This window comes from Corynebacterium lubricantis DSM 45231 (assembly GCF_000379425.1).
GTDB lineage: Bacteria > Actinomycetota > Actinomycetes > Mycobacteriales > Mycobacteriaceae > Corynebacterium > Corynebacterium lubricantis.
The window spans coordinates 1-19,369 of record NZ_KB902197.1 but is presented as its reverse complement, the minus strand read 5'-3'; the positions used below and the strand labels follow the sequence as shown (position 1 = coordinate 19,369).

Here is a 19,369-nt window from a genome sequence, read left to right as displayed (position 1 = left end):
AACAAAAACAATAAACACGAAAGATTAAGTGTTTGCGTCCACTGTGCAGTATCTGGCACAACACACCCCGAACATGGTGGTGGTTTGTGTGATGAAGTGAATATGTATCATGTCTACTAGTCGCCTAGTAACAGTGCTGATACACCCCAATAGGTGTGTCGGTGGTTGATGGCGGCGGGGAAACGCCCGGTCCCATTCCGAACCCGGAAGCTAAGCCCGCCCGCGCTGATGGTACTGCATCCGGGAGGATGTGGGAGAGTAAGTTACCGCCGACCTTAAAACAAAACAAACAACTAAATAGAAACACCCCGGTAGGAAGCCAACACGGCCTCCTACCGGGGTCTTTCGCATGCGCTGGACTATCAATGAATATTGGCAAGGATCGGCTAACCGTGAAATCCAAATAGCCGCTTCTTCGGGCCTTTAGTTGTAATACGAATCTGACTCCCGCCTACTACGGCACCTTCTAAAAGGACAGTAGGGAATTGGTCGCGTGCCCGACGTGGTTCAAACGCATTGGAATCACTCCACCATTTTCTGTCGGTGTTGTCCGCAATTCCGAACTCGGGCAAAACGATCACTTCTACTGTTGCCATCCAGGAGGCATAAATATGGATTCTGGTTAGAAGGGACTCGAATGACGCATCGCGTAAATCAAGGAGGAGGGTCCCACCTTTTATTTCGTAGGTGGACTCGCGCGGAACAGTCCATTGACCAACGCGCTTAAGCTCCCAATTGACTTTGACCGGTTTGGTCGTTCCCGGTTGCGGGGCGACGTATTCAATCGGATGAGATTGTGCTTCCACCTCTGGCCCACCCAGGTAACGGTGACGAATTACAGCGAGGTCGCGTCTATCGCTGGTGCTCCAAATGGTAGTGACGAGCTCATCGAATTCCGACACTGGGATCCGTCCACGCCCCACAACGCGGACTAGCTCTTCTTGGAGTTCTTGTCGCTCCCTGTCTGTAGGGTCAGAAGGGTCTCTAGGGTTGTTGGGGTTGTGCGGAAATGTATCTTTCAAGGCTCGCCTCCTCCAGTATTCGTTCCCCTGTAGGGATCATTTTACTAATCGGGTAAAGCCAGTGTTGAATGTCCGAGGGCACGAAATAGTCTGGGCCGGCCGGAGAGTGGATCGTCGAAACGCAATTCAACTGAAGCTAAGCGCATCGGAACGGCGAAGTCTTCGTCGTCGAAAGCCTTCACCGTGGGATAGACGGGGTCACCGAGAATCGGTGCGCCGGCGTCGAGCATTTGGATTCTCAGCTGGTGAGTTTTTCCCGTAATGGGTTCCAGGATGTAGCGACCCAGTGGGCCGTCCTCCCCGTGCATAGCGAACTGTGATGCATCCACGGGTTCTATCAACTGGAGGTTGGTAAATGAATTAGGCGCCTCGTCGCTAAGCTTTGCTGCGATCTCACCATGTGTTTTCGTAATATGATGTGCCCATTGAGTTGGCGCGACGATGTCACGTAGTGGCGCGATTGCTTCGTAGACCTTGTGAACTTGGCGTGTAGCGAAGAGTTGCTGATAAGCGCCACGTACTTCTCGCCTCTTCGTCAGGAGAAGGAGACCACTGGTCATCCGATCAAGACGGTGCGCCGGCGTTAATTCCTCGTTGCCCGTTGATCGCCTCATCCTGACGGTGACAGTCTCGGTGATGTGGGCGGCTCGTGGCATGGTCGCTAGAAACGGCGGCTTGTTGACAACCATAATGTCATCGTCTTCAAAGACGGTTTCAATCTCATAGGGCACAGGTTTTTCGGAGGCCGGCCGCTTGTAAAAAAACACATCTTCGCCCGGTGCTACGAGGTCTTCGGGGGTAAGAATGGTGCCATTGCGGAGGACCACCTCTCCGGCAGCAAACCGTTCAGCAATAGCTGATTCATCGTCGGAAGGGTGCCGGTGGTGCTGAGAAAATACCACTTGTGTCACAAGGGTCCCGGCAGTAACAAGATCGCCGTCGGGCACTCGGATACGGGTCGCACCAAGACCGGAACGCGGGGGGAGGGGGCCTTTATGGCCTGACTTTTTCCTGCTCATCGTATGTACTAACTTATTCCACATGGATTTGAATGCAATCATGGACTCCGCTGTAGCCTTCTCGTCAACCAATGAAGGCAACTTCATCGCAGACCTCTTCGACTTCCTTTTCAATCTCTTCTTCCCATCCAACGCGGACCCAGCCAGCTAATTGTGATTCAAAACAACTGGTACTAACCAGCTGACCAACGTGTCATGACGCTGTACACTGGAGGTGTAACGAAAGAGACCAGCCTCCAATGAAAGGGCGATCCTGATGGCCAAGGAAGATATTGTAGTCGTAGCAGTCGACGGCTCAGATGCATCGAACAATGCAGTTCGTTGGGCGGCCAACACCGCCATGAAGCGTGACATTCCGCTGCGCCTGGCATCAAGCTATACAATGCCGCAGTTCCTCTACGCAGAGGGAATGGTTCCACCGCAAGAGCTTTTCGACGATCTCCAGCGCGAAACCCTCGACAAGGTCGAAGCGGCACGCGAGATCGCCCATGAGGTCGCTCCTGACATCAAGATCGGCCACACCATCGCTGAAGGCTCTCCGATTGACATGCTGCTGGAGATGTCCAAAGACGTCACCATGATCGTCATGGGCTCCCGCGGTCTGGGTGGGCTCTCCGGCATGGTTCTCGGCTCGGTCTCTGCTGCAGTTGTATCCCACGCTGACTGCCCAGTTGTGGTCGTTAGGGAAGACAACCCGGTCAGCGAAACCACCAAGTACGGCCCAGTCGTTGTCGGTGTGGATGGCTCCGAGGTTTCTGAAAAGGCAACCGAAGTTGCTTTCCAAGAGGCTGACGCCCGTGGCGCCGAGCTCTTCGCGGTTCACACGTGGATGGACATGCAGGTGCAGGCTTCGATGGCAGGTCTTGCTGCTGCTCAGGAGCAGTGGGAAGTGGTCGAGCAGGAGCAGATCGCAATGCTCTCTGAGCGTCTCGCTCCACTCCAAGAGAAGTACCCGAACGTTCAGGTGAAGAAGATCATTTCCCGTGATCGCCCAGTTCGCACCCTCGTTGAGCAGTCCGAAGGCGCGCAGCTGCTGATCACCGGCTCCCACGGTCGTGGTGGCTTCAAGGGAATGCTGCTCGGTTCTACCTCCCGCGCACTGCTGCAGAGCGCACCATGCCCAATGATGGTTGTGCGCCCAAGCCACAACTCATAAGAATTAATGCAGCGGAGTAACTCTCCGTCGGAAATGTCCAGCTCGGTTCGCCGAACTCGACATTTTTTGTTCCCAAATTTCGTTTCCTAGGCGATACCTGAGACCGTTTCTTAAACGAAAAGTTATATTAAATTCGCCGATTCAAGTAGCGAAATCCTCTGCAGATGTGCAAAATAGGTGAGGAAATTGTTCAAGCGCGCCTTGAGCGCCAAACTATGAAAGTTGGAAACTCTCATGATGGCAGGCGGAATTCTCGGATGGATCATCATCGGTGGGCTTGCAGGTTGGGTCGCATCGATGATCAAGGGTAAGAATGCAAGCATGGGCATCGTCGCGAATATCATTGCAGGTATCGTCGGCGCCTTTATCGGTGGCTTCTTGCTTTCCTTCATCGGCATTGATGCAGGTAGCGGTCTAGTAATCAGCTTCATCTCAGCAACAATTGGCGCGGTAATTCTGTTGACAATCATTAACATGGTCAAAAAGAACTAAGCCAGCGTAGACCAGGGCCCCGAGGACAACCTCGGGGCCCTTTCGCATGCGCGTATGCTTGACGCATGCCACCTGCAACCTATCGTCAGCAATTAAGAGTCGCTGAAGTATGTAAAGCCGCGGGAGATCTACCTGGCTGCGAACGAGCCCTGGAAAAGTTCCTTTCCCAAACGATGCCCACCGCCGATACCCTTTACCAGGCAGGCCTCCGCGACGTCTATACAGATATCGCCACGGCAGCGACGGAGTTGATCCATCTCTTACACAACAGAGAAGAGATCCACGGAGCTAGGGCTGAGTCGGAACGTCTGGTCGCCTTCTTTGCAGGAGAGACTTTTCGTCTCGAGCGGGTTGAAGCACGCACACGCGCTGCAATGATGTTCAGCGTGGCAACTCACAGCCCTGCGCCAGAATTAAGAGCCAACCTCTTCGGGGCAGCAGGTCTTGATTTCGTCCAAGCGGCTATGTTGCCAGAGTCCGCCCAAGCCCGAGTGAATGAATCTCTGGCGCTATTTGAGTTGCAGAATTTTCGGAAATCCCACGAGCAAGCACTGTTGGCTGCTCGCGTGGCTAGGCAAGCCGGGCGCATTGATATCGAATTACAGGCAGTGGAACAGCTTTCGAAGTCTTTCCTAACTGCCGGTGATTCGTCATCCGCCATCGGAATCCTGCAAGAATTCCTCCAACGCGAGGAATTGAGCTCCACAGACCACAATGCCACGAGAATGCGTGCCGAGGTAACGGAGTCCCTTGCTCGCAGATACCTGGCCATCAATAATCGGCTTGCGGCACGCGACGCCAGCAAGCGCGCGGCAAGCCTGTACACCCAGTGCGGCGATCACTTTCGCGCAGCCCAGGCATGGGAGCTAGCCTGAGCCGAGATTAGTCAGGCGGGAAAAGTAACTATTCGAGCTCGACGCCGCGGGAGTCGTACCTAAACTTTCCGCCGCCAATGAGAATCAGAATGAACTCGACAATGACCCAGACACTGAGAACGAAAAGGATGACGGCCCCAATTCCAATGATTGCGGTCACCCACCCGATGAGCCAGGTAACCAACTGGGCAACTCCGCGTCGGGTGTAGCCCAAGTAAAAGTTGTGCAGGCCGAGAGTACCGAGAAAAAAGGCAAGTAGGGCAGCGGCTACCTTCGATTTGGGCCGGACAGGCTGCTGTTGGAAACCGTACTGCTGATTGAACCCGGCCTGAGGTTGAACCGGAAGGCCATCCTTGTTGTAGGCCTGTGGCTGCGGTTGCGGGTATTGCGGTTGCGGGTATTGCGGCTGCCGGTACTGGGGCTGCTGATACCCGTACTGGGGTGGGTTATTCAGCGGCTGGTCATTTTGGGGGCGATCAAACGGGTTGTGCTCGTAATTGCTGCCACCTTGTGGTGTTGACATTGCTCTCCTCAGCCGATGTTAGGGATCAAAATAAGATCCTTTCGCTTCCCATCTAACCACTTCAGCTGGGCTTTTGGAAAGCGAGTCGATGCGCCACTGGAATGAACGAACCGGTTTGTCTATATTGAGATATGAGGTCTACGAAGAAAGGACGAAGCGAGATAATGACTGACAAAGGCAAAGCCGAACCAAAGCGCAAGTCGACATCGAGGCGGCGTAATCGGCCGAGTCCGCGTACACGGTTGTTGGAATCTGCGACGACCCTTTTCTCGACCGAGGGAATTCGCGTCATCGGCATCGACCGGATCTTGCGCGAAGCCGATGTGGCAAAGGCTTCGTTGTATTCCCTCTTCGGCTCGAAAGACAATTTGGTCATCGAGTACATCAAGTCCCTCGACGAGAAATACCGGAGCGATTGGGAAGAGCGGACCAAGGACCTGCCTGAATATGAGGACAAAATCCTCGCTTTCTTCGATATGGCCATCGAAGAAGAACCCGAGAAGGATTTCCGTGGCTCCCACTTCTTGAATGCCGCAAATGAATACCCTCGGCCTGAGACTGAATCAGAAAAAGGGATCGTCGCGGCCTGTCGCGAGCACCGCAATTGGATGCATAAGACCATGACCGATCTCTTGACGAAGAAAAACGGTTACCCATCGGCGACTCAGGCGGACCAGCTACTGATTTTCCTCGACGGCGGCATGTCAGGGGCTCGTCTAGTCCGAGACGTGGGACCACTTGTCACTGCGCGTGACCTGGCGAAGCAGATGCTTGGTGCTCCGCCAGCAGACTACTCCATCTAGTCGGTCTGCTCCTCCCGACCAGACTCCTCAGCAGACTCCTCTGCAGGCCCCTCAGCAGCTTCTTTCGCCTGTTTCTTTTCCAGGCGTTCCTGTTGGCGCATCGCCACTCTGGCTTGAGTACGTTGCTTGTTCAAGGCCTTCTTCCGGGCCTTTTCTTCCTGCTTTGCGGCGGCTTGCGCCTCTTTTTCCGCGGCGATCTCCTGATTAATTGCCTTCAAGTCGCTTGGGCGAGTCATGGCCGAAAGCCGGCGACGGCGCTGATTGCGTTTCGCTAAGCGCTTTGCCCGGATTTCCGTCTGGGCCTTTTCCTTCTCAGCGGCGTTGTGGGCACGGTGGACGTCGTCAAGCGGAATCTTTTTCACCGAAGCTGCCCAGAACACGGCGGTTTGGACAGCGGTCCATAGGTTATTGGTGACCCAGTAGAGCATCAGCGCGATCGGCAGGACACCACTGAGACCAAGGAAGAGAATCATGAATGGCATGATGACCGTCAAGATGATCTGGAATTGGTTGACCACACGAGCGGCCTTCATGGACCAATCCAATTGCTTTGTCGAACGCGCGGCGGAAATTGCGAGGTTGGCTGTCGTGAAGATAATCGCGAAGACCATCAGCGGAATGAACACCGCACGCACTTCGGCCTCAGTCGTGCCAAGCGCCGCGAACTCCTGATCCGGCATGCTCAAGAAACTGGTCAGCGGGGCGCCGAGAAACTTCGCCTCGCGGAAGGACATAATATCCGCGGGAGAGAGCAGCCCGATACCGCTTTCGTGTCGCTCATCGGGGATGGCCATCCACCGCAAGAGCGTGAGCAGGCCAATGATGACCGGAAGCTGAATCAGTGGGGGAATACACCCAGCCAGAGGCCTGTACTCGTAGCGCTTATTCAACTCGTTGAGAGCATCTTGCTCTTCTTTCGCCTGCTCGGGAGTAGTAACCTCGGCGTATTTTTCAGTGAGTGCGGCCCGCTCGGGACGCATCAGCATACTGGTTCTACCGCTTTTATAGAGAGACCACGTGAAAGGAGCCAGAATTGCCCGGATCGTGATCACCAACAAAATGATAGAAAGCACCCAGGCCAGGGAATTATTCAACCCGGTAACATCGGACATCAACCAATGCCAGAATTTCATCACAGCTGAAACCGGTAGAACGAGCGCTTCCCGCATTGCTGTGGGCCTCCTTGAAAGTTGTAGATCGAAGCGAGTGCACTGTGCTTCGTCGCTTGCCCACTAATGGTAAAGCATGCAGAACTAAAGATAATGCTCACCATAGTGCGACGGCAGTACGTCAGTCCTTACCGAGGCCTGAAGTAGGCTCATCAATATGAGCTCAACTCAGGTGACATTGGAGCGAGATCCCGCAAACCTACGCGATCATCGCGCGCTAGATACAGGTGTGCATGCACTGGCAATCACATTGCTCGGCGTCTCTGCGATAGCCGCGGTGGGATACGAGTTCGACCGGGCAGCAATCCACCTCGTTCTCACAGCGCTTTTTGGGTTCTTGTATTTCTATGGCGCGTATTACCGCAATGGTTGGCCATCGTGGATCCAGATCCTGTGGGCGCTTTCGCTCACGGGGGTCTGGGTGGTGGAACTATTCGTTTCTCCCGTTGCGGTCTATTGGGTCTTTATCCTTTTCTTCCTTTACCTGCGCGTCATGGATAATTGGCGTGGCATTGCGGCTGTCATCATCGCGCTGACGATCTCTATTATGGTGCAGATTCCCCAAGGGCTCACACTTGGCGGCATTATGGGTCCGGCGGTCTCCGCAGGCGTGGTGTTGGCAATTCATTATTCCTTCCGCGCCATTTCTCAGATCTCGGCGGAGCGCGAGGCACTTATCGACGAGCTCGTGGCCACACGCGATCGGCTTGCAGAAAGCGAGCGGGAAGCCGGAGTAGTCCAAGAGCGGCAGCGCCTAGCGCACGAGATCCACGACACCGTGGCCCAGGGTCTGTCCAGCATCCAAATGCTCTTGCATGCCGCTGAGCGAGATCTCCACGCGACTCAGCTTTCAGAGGAAGAACTTGAGCAACCTCTCAAGCGGATTGACGCTGCACGCCAAGCAGCGGCGGATAATTTAGCGGAGGCTCGCGCGATGATTGCGGCGCTGGAGCCAGCACCGCTGTCGGAGAATTCCCTCACAGGCGCACTTGAGCGGATTGCGGAGAGTTTCTCCCAGACGGGAGACATAGACATCTCGGTGAGTACCGATGGCGAAGTCCAGGTCCTGCCGATGAGCGTGGAAGCCGGGCTCTTGCGCATCGCCCAGGGAGCGACAGGAAACGTGGTGAAGCACTCGGAAGCAACTAGGGCACAGATTTCGCTTACCTTTTCTCCAACGGAGGTACGCCTCGACGTGGTGGATAACGGCAAGGGGTTCGACCCGGAATCCTTGGACAATCACCCATCCGGCCTGGGTCACGTTGGGTTGGATGCGATGCGGAGCAGGGCACGCGAGATGGGGGGAGAATTGCTTGTGGAATCGTCCCCTGGGGGGCCAACTGCGCTCTCTGTGGCGTTGCCGGTGACCACAATTGAGTCGGAAGAGAGTAGTATCAATCGAAAGATTGAGGAGGATAGATGATCCGAGTTTTGCTTGCCGACGATCACGAAATCGTACGGCTTGGTCTTCGTGCGATGCTCGAAGAAGCGGACGACATCATTGTCGTCGGCGAGGTTGCAACTGCTGAAGGTGCTATCGCAACCGCACAGGCAGGTGGCATCGATGTCATTTTGATGGACCTGCGGTTTGGTGCGGGCGCGGAGGGCACCCGAGTAACTACTGGTGCTGAGGCAACAGCAGAAATCCGTTCGACCATGGAGTATCCGCCAAAGGTCCTGGTAGTGACGAACTACGATACCGATGCGGACATCCTTGGGGCGATCGAAGCCGGAGCCGTGGGCTACCTGTTGAAGGACGCGCCACCGGCGCAGCTGCTCGCGGCCGTGCGTTCCGCAGCGAAAGGCGATCAGGCGATGAGCCCGATCGTGCGCGACCGACTTGAGATGCGGGACAAGACACCGCGCTCCTCGCTCACACCTCGTGAGCTCGAGGTCCTCCAACTTGTGGCCGGGGGTGCATCAAACCGCGAAATTGGCCAGGAGTTGATGTTGTCGGAGGCCACGGTGAAGTCCCACCTCGTGCACATTTATGACAAGTTAGGTGTGCGCTCCCGCACCTCCGCGGTGGCCGCGGCGCGGGAGCAGGGAGTTCTCTAACCGGTTCTACGAGTTAGGAGCTACTAGGCCTTGATCTTCGCCTGAATCTCGGAGGTCAGGGCCTCAACATCGCGCTCAATAGCCTGGTGCGCACGACGACGCTGATCAGGGTTCATGTATTCCGCATTGTTGACGGCTTCGTGGAGTTCCTTGAGGCGATCGTCGGCGTCGCGCTTGAAACCAACGGGCACGCTCGAGCTGGAATCCAGGTTCTTTCGGACCCCTTCGATGCGTGCCTTGAGCTCGGAGCCGTGGCCAGAGTACTGAGCCATCTCGTCGGCGCTGACACCCACCATGTTGGCGCGCTTGTCAATGCCGCGCTCGCGTAGCGCAACAATGCCGCGGTATGCCAGCGGCAAAAGCACAGGAATTGCTACTCGCAGCGCACCCACCCAACGGTTGACCGTCTTGGCGTTGAAGCTGCCCTGCTGGATCTTAGCCAGCTCGTTCTTCGCCAGCTTTTCCTCGTGCTTGCGCTTATTCTTTAGGCCCTTCTTTTCTTCCTTCAGAAGGCGCTTTTCTGCCTTATCGACGAGTTTGTCGCGCTTGTACTCTAATTTTGCCGCTTCCTTCGCCTCTTGCACGGCGCGCTTTTTCGCAGCGGCAACCTCGGCCTTAGTCTTGCGGCGAGACTTTTGGATCGACTTCAACAGGCCCATGGGTGTGTCTCCTTGATCGTCTTTCGTTTTCGGATTCAACCTTACCGCTAAATAGCGATTAGGCTTGAGGGTCAACGTGACAAATTACAATGTTTCCCCCGGATCTAACGGCAGCGCGCCATGGGAAGTGCGCCCCGCCGACCTTGTCGGCTGCAGGTACCGCCTGCGCCAGCGGCATCTGCATCCACAGATTGCTCCGACGCGGGAAGGGAATGCGCGCAAGGCAAGGGTCGATGTCGCCCAAGACGTGGTGCTAGGGCTGCTTCCTACCAAGCCCGCCATTGGTGACGGTCGTGGCAAAGCGTTTCGACGAGTGGACCTGCACGCCGCAGAGGGCGAGGACACCGAGCTTGCCACCTACGAGGCGATCTATGATCGGGCCCACCTGATCACGAATGCAACCCTGTCGGGGTGGATCGACGGCCAGTATGTGACTACAGGTGTTGACGTGCTGGTTCGTCAGGCCGATCGCACGTACCTGCCCGTCCAGATTTCGAATCACCGGGTGGCACAGCCCTCGAAGTCGAAAACGATGCTGGCCATTCCCACGCATCGCCTCGGCCTCCGCGAGCCGCTGGAGTTCGGCGCTAAGCCGCGCCACCACACCCTGGACGGATACCGCATGGCCGCAGCCAAGCTGCTTCTCGACGAGATGGGCCTGGGCACTGAGTTGGCCGGCGTCATCGGCCAGGACCGGACGAAGGCCTTCCTTGTTCCCGTCGAGCCCTATATTGACTCGCTACGCGAAGCGTTGGACCAGCCCACACCCGAGCAGCCGCGGCGCCTAAAACAGTGCGCGAGCTGCAGGTTTTGGCAGTTGTGCGAGCCGGAGCTACGCGAGATGGACGAGATTTCGCTCGTGTTCCCCGGCGAGCGCGCCAGGGCTTTCCGCGATCTTGAGATCCACACGATCGCGGGTGCGATACACGCCGACTTGGGGGAGCCCTCCATCGTCGCGCAGGCCTGGCGGGAGAACATTCCCGTGCTAGCTCGCACCGAAACGACGAGCGTGCCGCGTGCCGACGTCGAGATCGACATCGACATGGAGGCCTACCTTGACCAGGGCGCGTACATGTGGGGAGCCTATGACGGCGATACCTACCACGCGTTTGTGACTTGGGACGAGGTGGGTGGCAAGGAAGAGTCGGCCATGTTCACGGAGTTTTGGACCTGGCTGATGGGTCGTCGCGAAGCGGCTCTTGAAGCGGGCCAGACGTTTGCGGCGTACTGCTACGCGGCAGGAGGGGAGAACCACTGGCTGATGAGTTCCGCGCGGCGCTTCAAAACGGTCGATGAAGCCGAGGTGAAGCAGTTTATCCAGTCGGACGAGTGGATCGATGTGTTCGCGTATGTGCGCCGGCAGTTGGTCGGCGTTGAGGGGCTCGGGCTGAAGGTGGTCGCACCGCTCGCAGGATACGCCTGGGAGGACGACGTTGACGGGGAGGCATCGGTCGCTTATCGACGATCGGCCCGCCTCGGCGACGAGGCCGCGCGCGAGCTACTACTGCGCTATAACGAAGATGACTGCCGTGCGACTCGCGCGGTGCGGGAGTTCCTGGACGCGGGCGCGCCGGGGGTCCCGCGTACCTGGGAGATCACACGGCCATAATCGTTAGCGTCATGCCCATGGCTTGATGGCCGGCGATGGTGCACCACCCGTCGAGGTTTTCTGTGATGACTCCGGCATCGATGGTGATGGAGTCTCCGGGTACGAGGCGCCCAGAATCGACCCCATTGGCAAGGCGCAGGTCGTGAGCCTGGTCGTCGTCGTTGGTGAGGACGATCTCGAGGGAATTGCCGGTAGGTACTTCGATGACATCGGGGATAAATTTCATGCCCACCGTGGAAATCTCGACAGTGGTGACGTTTTCAGCGCCCGTGGATTGCGTTGCTTGTCCGCCAGTCGACGGGCCCGCGAGTCCGCCGAACATGACCACCACGAAGGTCAGTACTGCAAGACCTGCGGTGAGCTGGTTCCAGGCGGGTTTGGCCTGCGGGTCTTTCGGGGTGGGTTCGGCCTCTTTGAGCAGGACCTTGCGTTGTGCGCGGACCGCAAGGATGAGCAGTGGAATGAAGACGACCAGCGCGCCGAACACGAAGAAGGACAGCACGACTTTGAGCCACGAGTAGGTGGCCACCTGCCATAAGACGAGCCCGAGGTTGATCAAGGTGAGGCGGAAGAGCCCACCCTTGTTCAGCACAGCCATGCCAGTGCGCACCGCGCCGGGCCCGCCTCCCATGGTGGTGGGCAGGAGGTAGCTCATCACGCCGAGGAGGAGCTGTGCACCAAACCCGATGAGCAGCACGGTGGTGGGCAGGGAGACCTCGGGGAGCTCAGTGGCCATAAAGACTTCGGCGGTCAGCCAAACCAGGATCCCGATGAGCCACAGCACCGCCATGAGCACGGAGCCCGAGGCGTAGGTGACGCGGTCGCGGGGGTCCTTCAGGACGTCGATGACATTGCCCAGCCAGCTCACGAGTCCGACAAGCCACCCGAAGGTGTACACGGCGAGGCCACCGCCCGTGACCCAGGTGGAGTCCGCGAAACACCCAACGGTGGCGACTACAACGCCGAAGCTCAGTAGCGAGATGACAATGCCGGTGCGGTCTTTTCGGCCACGGGTGCGCCAAATAGCTGGGAACAATACGGACAGCGAAGCAGCAGCAGCGAGCCCCACAAAGCCCAGAACATTGGTGATCAAGTGGGCCAAGCGGACGTTTTCGTGCAGGCCGACAGGCAGCTCCATGGACAACAAGGCACCGAAGACCCCGCCGACCGGAAGGAAGGCAGCTGAGAGGACGTAGCCGAAAACAGCGGGGCGGTACTTCTTGCCCTTTTCCGAACTCATCCACTGCCGCAGCAGGCTGACCGTGTGGATTAGCAGGACCACGATGATGATCGTGGCGCCGATTTGGGTGAGAATCCAGTGCTTGTCCCACCACTCAACCAGGATTTCACCGACAATGGTGAGCACGATGCCCAGGTTGAGTGCTTGGAAGCGGCGCAGCTGACCGGGGCGGGTGTCGTCGTCAAGCTTCTGTTGTAAAAAGCGTTCGGTGAAGTGCTGGCTCCATAACATGATGGAGTTGGTGACAATGCCGAGCGTGAAAATGTGGATGAGTACCCAGCGGTATTCGGGGATCCACAGGTGGACCAGGCCGGCGAGGACGAAGATCATCATCCAGACGGTGACGGGTTTGCTGGCCCGGCGGTGCCAACTTTTGCGGGACCATTCTTTCGTTGGCAGTTTTCCGACGGCGTCTTTAACCCTGGTTCTAACCCTAGTCATACTTTCGTATAGTACTCACGGGATTAGCCGTATTAAAGCGAATGGTGAACGGACTTCTGGTCGCGCCTCTCGGACAACGCGAGTGCGGTAGCGATGACCAGAACGATCGCGAGAATACCCGAGAGCGTCGCGACGAAGCCTCCCCAGGGAAGCCGCTCGAAGATCCAGCCGGTGGAGCCGCCAATTGCCGACGAGCCTAGGTAGTAGCAAAAGGTGTACAAGCTGGAGGCCTCGGCGCGGTTCTTCGTGGCGATTTGGCCGACCCAGCCCGAAGCCGTGGAGTGAATGGCGAAGAAGCTGGCGGTAAAAATCAGCAGGCCGAGCATGGTGATCCAGATATTGCCGGCTGCGCAGAGAAGCAGGCCGACAAACATGAGGACCGCGCCGACGAGAACGACCCTGCCGCGACCAAAATGCTTGATCATGTTTCCGGCTTGGGCGGACGACCACGTCCCGGAGAGGTACATGATGAACACGAAACCGACCAGTGCCGGGGCGAGTCCAAAATCGTCGATGAGTCGGAAGCCCAGGAAGTTATACATGGACACAAACGTGCCCATAGCGAAGAACGCGATGAGGAAGAGCGAGACCAGGCGTGGGTTTTTCAGGTGCCCGGCCATGGCGTAAAGCTCGGTTTTCGGGCTGATGGATTTCGGGGTGAAGTTCTTCTGCTTCGGCAAAAGTAAGGCCATGACGATGGCGAAGATGAATGCGATGACCGCGGTTCCGGCGAGCGCGCCGCGCCAATTAGTGAACTCTAAGAGGCCCGCGGGAATGAACCTGCCGAACAGGCCACCGACGGTGGTGCCCGCAATGTAGAGGCCCATCGCGCCGGGTAGGTCTTCGGAGTCGATTTCCTCCGAGAGCCAGGCCATTGCCACGGCCGGGGTGCCGGAGACCATCACGCCTTGGAGTGCGCGCAGCAGGATTAATTGGGTCGCGTCTTGGGCGAAGGGGAGAAGGAGACCGATCGCGGTGGCGAGCAGCGCCGAGATGATGAGCACGCGCCCACGCCCGAAGCGCTCCGAGAGGATGGAAGCCGGCACTACACAGATGGCGAGGGCACCGGTGGTGGCGGAGACGGTCCACGCGGCTTCGGTGGGGGTGATGCCGAGGTCGGATACGAAAGAGGGAAGCAGCGCCTGGGTGGAATAGAGGGTCATGAAAATGGCCAGGCCCACCGCGAGCATGGCGAGTGTGGCACGTTTGTAGGCCGCTGTTCCTTTGCGCATTCTTCCATCATGGCTCGGGCCGGTTCATGTGTAAAATGCTCGAAATGGTCAAATATGATTCAATTACTGCATGAAACCTGCTGATCTTGAGGGATTCCTGGCGGTGGTGCAAGCCGGACATCTGGGCGCGGCCGCCGACAAACTCCATATCCCTCAGCCGACGCTCACCCGCCGAGTTCAGCGCGTGGAGAAATTTGCTGGCGCCCAGCTCTTCGATCGCGTGAGCGGCCGGCTGATCTTGAATGCCCGCGGCCGGGCGTTTTCGGTTCATGCCGAGACGGTGCTCAACGAGCTTTCCGCGGCCCGGGCGCAGGTGGCGCGGCTGATGGATCCCGAACGTGGCTCGGTTCGCCTCGATTTCATGCACTCCCTGGGTACCTGGCTTGTCCCCGATCTCCTCCGTGCATACCGCGCCGAGCACCCACACGTGCAGTTTTCCCTGCACCAGGGGCCGTCCGACTACTTGACGGAGAGAGTGCTTCGCGACGACGCCGACGTGGCACTCGTCGGGCCAAGACCCACCGACGACCGCCTCGGCTGGGTTACTCTTGCCCGCCAGCGCCTCGCGATTGCCTTTCCATCAGGAGAAGGTGGCTCGGGCCCCATCGATCTGGGGGAAGTGGCGAACTCACCGTGGGTGGGTATGCTGCCGGGATACGGAACGCGCACGATTCTCGACGAGCTCACCGCCCAGGCCGGGTTCACCCCGAATTTCGTGTTCGAGTCGATGGAACTGACTACCGTTGCCGGGCTTGTTTCGGCAGGTCTTGGGGTTGCGCTGCTTCCCATGGACGACCCCTATCTCGCCGTCTCGGGAGTGGTGCTGCGCGAAATTAAACCCACTGTTTTTCGTGACCTGGGGATGGTGTGGCGCCTCGATGCCTCCGCTTCTCCTCCTGTGGATCAGTTCCGAGAGTTTGTTGCAGGGCGCGGGAACCACGTGGCCACGTTGCCGGAGTAGAGCGCAATTGTGCTGACCTCGGACGTGCGCTTCTTTTGCCAAGGCCACGTGTCATGAGCCACGGAGACAGGTGCGCTTAGAGCAAGGGTGGTGTCGGTGCCGTGCGAGCCTCCGAGGACCAGTGAATCGTCGCGAAGCTCGTGCATTTCGGAGTTGAACGTGCGCTCGGGTCGGGCACCCGCGATGGACGTACGGGGAATCGTGGCGAAAGTCTTGCGTCCTCGGCGCAGCACGAGGTGGTCTGCGTCTATGTAGTGGGGGCGGATGCGTTCGCCGGCGAGTATGCCCCAGATCAGGATGACTGAGTACACAGCCAGAATTAATGCGACGATGCGCAGCCAAGGTGCTGAAATTAAGAAGTCCACAACCACAGCTTCGATGGCGATGACCACCGTAAATGCCGCAACCATCTGCAATCTGCCCGGCTGGTGGGGAAGTGGTGTGGCATCTGTAGGAACGAGTACCACTCCTCTCGCCCAGCGATAAAGGTCGTGCCACATGCCGAGTTCCCACCGTGCAAGTTTGAATGCGGGGTGGCGGGCAAGGAATCTGAGCAATATTTTAAGCATCGATAGCTCCAGAAAGCGCTTTGAAGGCCTTGGCCTGCGCGCCCTGCAAGGGAACATCGCTACGCGAAAGTGGCAGCGTGCCGGGTCGTAGCGTTTCGAAGACCCCGCGCATGAACCCGGTGGAAATCAGCTGTTCTAGCTCGGCAATTTCGGCCGAGATTTCGGTTGCGGCAGGCAGCTCGGCCAGCTTTTCCCACAAGGTGAAATAGCTTTGCGACGACGCGAGGCAGGTCGGATCTGCAAGGTTGGCGCGCAGCTGATCCCAGGTAGCAGGAGAGGCGACACCGGCTAAGGCGATGAGATCCAAACTGTCCAACTCGGCGAGCAGGGTCGGGGAGTCGCCGAAATGCTGGAGAATCGAATCGCGAATGTCAGCCGGTGTGCCGGCAGGGTTCTGCTGTAGCGCGAGTAACTTTGTGCGCTGGAGCTCGAGGTGGGCGAGTTGATCGTCGATAAGCGAGAGTGCCTCGGGCACCGCATTGGGTGCGTTGATCTGGGACAGGGGCACACCGGCGTCGATGAGGGCGCGGGCGCGCATGATCGCCGCGACATCGCTAATCGCGTAATCGCGGTAGCCGTTGGGCAGGCGCTCCGGTTCCGGGACGGCACCGCAGGCGTGCATATGCCGGACCGCGCGGATCGAGCAACCCGCGGCGTTTGCGACCTCTGAAATCCTCATGCCTACATCATGAACTATGACGTGGCGTCAGGGTCAAGTGTTGTTCAGGGGCTCGTCGTAAAGCGAGATAACCGCCCCCAAGGGAGCGGTTTTCCTAAAAAGTAAAGCTAAATTACTGCTTTGCCTCTGCGTAGCGAGTTGCCACGTCCTCCCAGTTGAAGACGTTCCAGACAGCCTTGACGTAGTCTGCCTTGACGTTCTTGTACTGCAGGTAGAAAGCGTGCTCCCACATATCCAGCATCAGCAGTGGGGTGAAGTTAGCAGAGATGTTGCCCTGCTGATCGGTCATCTGCTCGATGATCAGGCGACCCGCAACGTGGTCGTAGCCGAGGACAGCCCAGCCGGAGCCCTGCAGGCCAAGAGCCACAGCGTTGAAGTGAGCCTGGAACTTCTCGAAGGAACCGAAGTCCTGGTTGATTGCCTCAGCCAGCTCGCCGGTTGGCTCGCCGCCACCGTTAGGGGAGAGGTTCTTCCAGAAGATGGAGTGGTTGGAGTGGCCACCGAGGTTGAACGCAAGGTTCTTGGACAGCGCGCGGATCTTGTCTGCGTTTGCGTCACCGTTGCGCTCTGCTTCCAGTGCCTCGAGTGCTGCGTTTGCGCCACCGACGTAGTTTGCGTGGTGCTTGGAGTGGTGCAGCTCCATGATCTCTGCGGAGATGTGTGGCTCGAGAGCGTCGTACGCGTAGTCAAGCTCTGGAAGTTCGTATACAGCCATGTTCTAGATCCTTTCGTCAAAGTTTTCCGCCCGCTAAAGTTCAGGCGCTGCACCCCATGATAGGCAGTTTTGAAATTTTGGCAACGATTTATTGCGGACGTGTCCACAAACGGGGTGGGTGGAACAGATTGGCTGATGTGGGCGTTGTACATGGTATGTCGTGGATCTTTCAACGCACCCCAGAACTCGTCGCCCCTGAAAATGCACTTCCGGGGCGTGACACCCCAGTCCTTCCCCAACCTCTGCCGCATGACGTGTTAGGCACACCCATCACGGGGCCCTGGAAGCCTGGCCAAAAGCGTCTCATCGTTGGCATTGGCTGTTTTTGGGGAGTAGAGAAGATGTACTGGGAAACCGAAGGCGTCGAGGGCACCTCGGTAGGCTACGCCGGCGGGCAAACCAAGAACCCCACCTACCGCGAGGTCTGCGCCGGTGTGACCAACCACGCTGAAGTCGTCGAGGTGGTCTACGACCCCGAGCGCATCTCGCTGAAAGAACTCGTCCGCATGGCCATGGAAGCGCATGACCCAACCCAGGGCTTCCGCCAGGGCAACGACGTGGGCACCCAATATCGCTCCGCCTTCTACCCGGACACCGAGGAAGAGGTCGAGCAGATCCGCGAGTGGATCGCACAGTACGCTTCGCAGCTTGCCAACGAGGGCTTCGGCGAGGTGACCACCGAGGTCAAGGCTGGCGTGGATTACTACCTCGCTGAGAACGAACATCAGCAATACCTATATAAGGTGCCGAACGGCTACTGCCCGCACCACTCGACGGGAGTTGCCTGCGCGATTTAGGGCTGTTTCTTAGGCGTGCTTGGCAAGTTCGCTTCTTACCTGCTCGATGAACCTGTCGGGCTGGTTGAGCAGGTCGTTTGAGGAGTAGCGAAGAACCCGAAACCCTAAGTTGGTGAGGTACTTCTCGCGCTCCCGTTCCTTAAAGATCGCTGCATCGGTTGGGCCGTGGGTGCTCCCGTCATACTTCTCAAACCCATCGATCTCGACGATGAGCGCCGGTGGGAAATGGAAGTCCACATAATACGGTCCGATTTGTTTCTGCAGGCTGAAAACCGTGATGCCAGCTCGCACCAGCAAAGCTCGGGCGTAGGACTCCATCGGTGAGCCCGAGCTGCTTGTGGCTGCGGCGATGGCTTCCCTCGCGACTTTGAGGTTGTGGTTTTTACCCATGGCGGAAACGTGTTCTTCCAGCTGGGCTTTTGTCAGGCCTCGTTTGAGGAGATAGTCGAAGGCCACTACTCCTTCGCAGAACCCATGGCACCTGGCGATGTCGATGGCCGTGCGAATCACGTGAGTCACCCGGACTCCGTTGATCTGCGAAATTTCCTCCAGGGCGAGGGCGCCACGACGGTAGTGCGCTCCCTGGGGCCACAGTTTCGGGGCGGGGAGATTCCCACTGGGCAGCATGAGCTCCACCAGTTCTGTCTTTCGGTTGATTACCCACATTCCTTGCATCCGCGCGGCCGACTTTCCGGCTAGAACAGCTCGATAGGCATTCCTGCCATGAGCGTACGCCGTGATCCATCGTCGCTGGTAGAGGGGAAGTTTGTTCAGCATTGCCGCGGGGATTGCCCAGGAGGGTGCCAGCCGCACGAGTTCGCGGTTGTGCACTTGCCGCCAAATGTTTGACTGAGAGTTCTTGATTGTTCGGAGGTTAATCAGGGAGGCCGTGATCTCTGCGAGGTTGTTTGTCATACCTGGTTAGACTGTCGAACTAGCCGTTTGGTTCTGTGGGGTGGGGATTTTTCTTGGCGAGGGTGGTGTTTCGGGGGCTGTGGGGGCGGACTGAACCCACTTTGGCTAATTGTGTATAGCTAATTAGCTCGGTTTTGGGCCGTTTTGGGTGCTAATTAGCTATACACAATGGTTGCGTCCAATAGTGTGGTGTACAGCTACCGCCTGGTGAACCCCCCCTGCCGACCAGCAAGGAGACCACCGCGGTACCTTTCGACTCAGCTCCTACACATCCTCGAAAGGACACCAACGATGGCCTCCGCGCCCAATCATATCGACCCCACCGGATACCTCGACGACCTGCTGGCCCAAGCCTCACCCGATCTGATGCGCCAGATGCTCCAGGACACCATCAACCTCCTGCTGTCCGCCCAAGCCGACCAGGTCTGCGGCGCC

21 protein-coding genes, 1 rRNA gene and 1 pseudogene are annotated in these 19,369 nt (G+C 57.8%); 12 read left to right on the top strand and 11 right to left on the bottom strand.

Annotation, left to right across the window (positions count from 1 at the left end):
- Positions 1–157: 157 nt before the first annotated feature.
- A 5S ribosomal RNA gene (gene rrf, locus A37O_RS0107630) occupies positions 158–275 on the top strand.
- A gap of 111 nt (positions 276–386) precedes the next feature.
- On the opposite strand, the gene A37O_RS0107625 is transcribed toward rrf, so the two are convergent.
- Together A37O_RS0107625 and A37O_RS0107620 are read right to left on the bottom strand one after the other, a co-directional pair.
- The gene (locus A37O_RS0107625) at positions 387–1,022 is read right to left on the bottom strand and encodes a DUF1707 domain-containing protein (protein ID WP_156802537.1); all 636 of its coding nucleotides are present in this window, start codon (positions 1,020–1,022) and stop codon (positions 387–389) included.
- A 44-nt stretch (positions 1,023–1,066) separates the two neighbouring features.
- Positions 1,067–2,083, bottom strand: coding sequence for a pseudouridine synthase (locus A37O_RS0107620; protein WP_018296913.1), 1,017 nt, complete (start codon positions 2,081–2,083; stop codon positions 1,067–1,069).
- Here A37O_RS0107620 and A37O_RS16895 point away from each other — a divergent pair.
- The 4 genes from A37O_RS16895 (at position 2,064) to A37O_RS0107600 (ending at position 4,564) form a co-directional block, all read left to right on the top strand.
- A complete protein-coding gene (locus A37O_RS16895) occupies positions 2,064–2,192 on the top strand; it encodes a hypothetical protein (protein WP_281167726.1) in 129 nt (42 codons plus the stop codon). The two genes, A37O_RS0107620 and A37O_RS16895, sit on opposite strands and share 20 nt — an antisense overlap.
- A 105-nt stretch (positions 2,193–2,297) precedes the next feature.
- Positions 2,298–3,197, top strand: a complete 900-nt coding sequence (locus A37O_RS0107610) for a universal stress protein (protein ID WP_018296911.1) — start codon at positions 2,298–2,300, stop codon at positions 3,195–3,197.
- A 234-nt stretch (positions 3,198–3,431) separates the two neighbouring features.
- Positions 3,432–3,689: a GlsB/YeaQ/YmgE family stress response membrane protein gene (locus A37O_RS0107605; RefSeq protein ID WP_018296910.1), complete on the top strand. Its 258-nt coding sequence runs from the start codon at positions 3,432–3,434 to the stop codon at positions 3,687–3,689.
- Between the two features lie 65 nt (positions 3,690–3,754).
- A complete protein-coding gene (locus A37O_RS0107600) occupies positions 3,755–4,564 on the top strand; it encodes a hypothetical protein (RefSeq protein WP_156802536.1) in 810 nt (269 codons plus the stop codon).
- Positions 4,565–4,592: 28 nt separating this feature from the next.
- On the opposite strand, the gene A37O_RS16145 is transcribed toward A37O_RS0107600, so the two are convergent.
- Complete coding sequence (locus tag A37O_RS16145) at positions 4,593–5,087, bottom strand: TM2 domain-containing protein (RefSeq protein ID WP_018296908.1); 495 nt, start codon at positions 5,085–5,087, stop codon at positions 4,593–4,595.
- Positions 5,088–5,251: 164 nt separating this feature from the next.
- Here A37O_RS16145 and A37O_RS0107590 point away from each other — a divergent pair, with 164 nt between their 5' ends.
- On the top strand, positions 5,252–5,890 hold the full coding sequence (locus A37O_RS0107590) for a TetR/AcrR family transcriptional regulator (RefSeq protein WP_051077968.1): 639 nt from the start codon (positions 5,252–5,254) through the stop codon (positions 5,888–5,890).
- Here A37O_RS0107590 and yidC read toward each other — a convergent pair.
- On the bottom strand, positions 5,887–7,002 hold the full coding sequence (gene yidC, locus A37O_RS0107585) for a membrane protein insertase YidC (protein ID WP_245533813.1): 1,116 nt from the start codon (positions 7,000–7,002) through the stop codon (positions 5,887–5,889). The genes A37O_RS0107590 and yidC overlap by 4 nt on opposite strands.
- 214 nt (positions 7,003–7,216) lie before the next feature.
- On the opposite strand from yidC, the gene A37O_RS0107580 reads away from it, so the two are divergent.
- Both A37O_RS0107580 and A37O_RS0107575 read left to right on the top strand, forming a co-directional pair.
- On the top strand, positions 7,217–8,482 hold the full coding sequence (locus A37O_RS0107580) for a sensor histidine kinase (RefSeq protein ID WP_018296905.1): 1,266 nt from the start codon (positions 7,217–7,219) through the stop codon (positions 8,480–8,482).
- Positions 8,479–9,117, top strand: a complete 639-nt coding sequence (locus A37O_RS0107575; protein ID WP_018296904.1) for a LuxR C-terminal-related transcriptional regulator — start codon at positions 8,479–8,481, stop codon at positions 9,115–9,117. Before A37O_RS0107580 ends, A37O_RS0107575 begins: the two co-directional genes overlap by 4 nt.
- A 23-nt stretch (positions 9,118–9,140) precedes the next feature.
- Here A37O_RS0107575 and A37O_RS0107570 read toward each other — a convergent pair whose 3' ends face one another.
- On the bottom strand, positions 9,141–9,776 hold the full coding sequence (locus tag A37O_RS0107570; RefSeq protein ID WP_018296903.1) for a DUF6474 family protein: 636 nt from the start codon (positions 9,774–9,776) through the stop codon (positions 9,141–9,143).
- Between the two features lie 76 nt (positions 9,777–9,852).
- Here A37O_RS0107570 and A37O_RS0107565 point away from each other — a divergent pair, with 76 nt between their 5' ends.
- Complete coding sequence (locus tag A37O_RS0107565) at positions 9,853–11,385, top strand: TM0106 family RecB-like putative nuclease (protein WP_211208361.1); 1,533 nt, start codon at positions 9,853–9,855, stop codon at positions 11,383–11,385.
- Here A37O_RS0107565 and A37O_RS0107560 read toward each other — a convergent pair.
- Both A37O_RS0107560 and A37O_RS14965 read right to left on the bottom strand, forming a co-directional pair.
- The gene (locus A37O_RS0107560; RefSeq protein ID WP_083912617.1) at positions 11,372–13,066 is read right to left on the bottom strand and encodes a cupredoxin domain-containing protein; all 1,695 of its coding nucleotides are present in this window, start codon (positions 13,064–13,066) and stop codon (positions 11,372–11,374) included. The two genes, A37O_RS0107565 and A37O_RS0107560, sit on opposite strands and share 14 nt — an antisense overlap.
- A 32-nt stretch (positions 13,067–13,098) precedes the next feature.
- Positions 13,099–14,298 carry an MFS transporter gene (locus A37O_RS14965; RefSeq protein ID WP_018296900.1) on the bottom strand — a complete coding sequence of 400 codons (1,200 nt, stop codon included), beginning with the start codon at positions 14,296–14,298 and terminating at the stop codon, positions 13,099–13,101.
- A 70-nt stretch (positions 14,299–14,368) separates the two neighbouring features.
- Here A37O_RS14965 and A37O_RS0107550 point away from each other — a divergent pair, with 70 nt between their 5' ends.
- Positions 14,369–15,259, top strand: coding sequence for a LysR family transcriptional regulator (locus A37O_RS0107550; protein ID WP_018296899.1), 891 nt, complete (start codon positions 14,369–14,371; stop codon positions 15,257–15,259).
- On the opposite strand, the gene A37O_RS14960 is transcribed toward A37O_RS0107550, so the two are convergent.
- The 3 genes from A37O_RS14960 to A37O_RS0107535 all read right to left on the bottom strand — a co-directional run bounded on the left by A37O_RS14960 (position 15,202) and on the right by A37O_RS0107535 (position 17,222).
- Positions 15,202–15,828 carry a hypothetical protein gene (locus A37O_RS14960; RefSeq protein WP_156802535.1) on the bottom strand — a complete coding sequence of 209 codons (627 nt, stop codon included), beginning with the start codon at positions 15,826–15,828 and terminating at the stop codon, positions 15,202–15,204. The two genes, A37O_RS0107550 and A37O_RS14960, sit on opposite strands and share 58 nt — an antisense overlap.
- Positions 15,821–16,507 carry a MerR family transcriptional regulator gene (locus A37O_RS0107540; protein ID WP_018296897.1) on the bottom strand — a complete coding sequence of 229 codons (687 nt, stop codon included), beginning with the start codon at positions 16,505–16,507 and terminating at the stop codon, positions 15,821–15,823. The genes A37O_RS14960 and A37O_RS0107540 overlap by 8 nt, the downstream gene beginning before the upstream one ends.
- Before the next feature lie 112 nt (positions 16,508–16,619).
- A complete protein-coding gene (locus A37O_RS0107535; protein WP_018296896.1) occupies positions 16,620–17,222 on the bottom strand; it encodes a superoxide dismutase in 603 nt (200 codons plus the stop codon).
- Positions 17,223–17,377: 155 nt separating this feature from the next.
- Here A37O_RS0107535 and msrA point away from each other — a divergent pair, with 155 nt between their 5' ends.
- Complete coding sequence (gene msrA / locus A37O_RS0107530; RefSeq protein WP_018296895.1) at positions 17,378–18,019, top strand: peptide-methionine (S)-S-oxide reductase MsrA; 642 nt, start codon at positions 17,378–17,380, stop codon at positions 18,017–18,019.
- A 9-nt stretch (positions 18,020–18,028) separates the two neighbouring features.
- Here msrA and A37O_RS0107525 read toward each other — a convergent pair whose 3' ends face one another.
- A complete protein-coding gene (locus tag A37O_RS0107525; protein ID WP_018296894.1) occupies positions 18,029–18,934 on the bottom strand; it encodes an endonuclease domain-containing protein in 906 nt (301 codons plus the stop codon).
- Positions 18,935–19,225: 291 nt separating this feature from the next.
- Between A37O_RS0107525 and A37O_RS16465 the strand changes: the two are divergent.
- Positions 19,226–19,369, top strand: a pseudogene (locus A37O_RS16465) (IS256 family transposase); the annotation flags it as partial.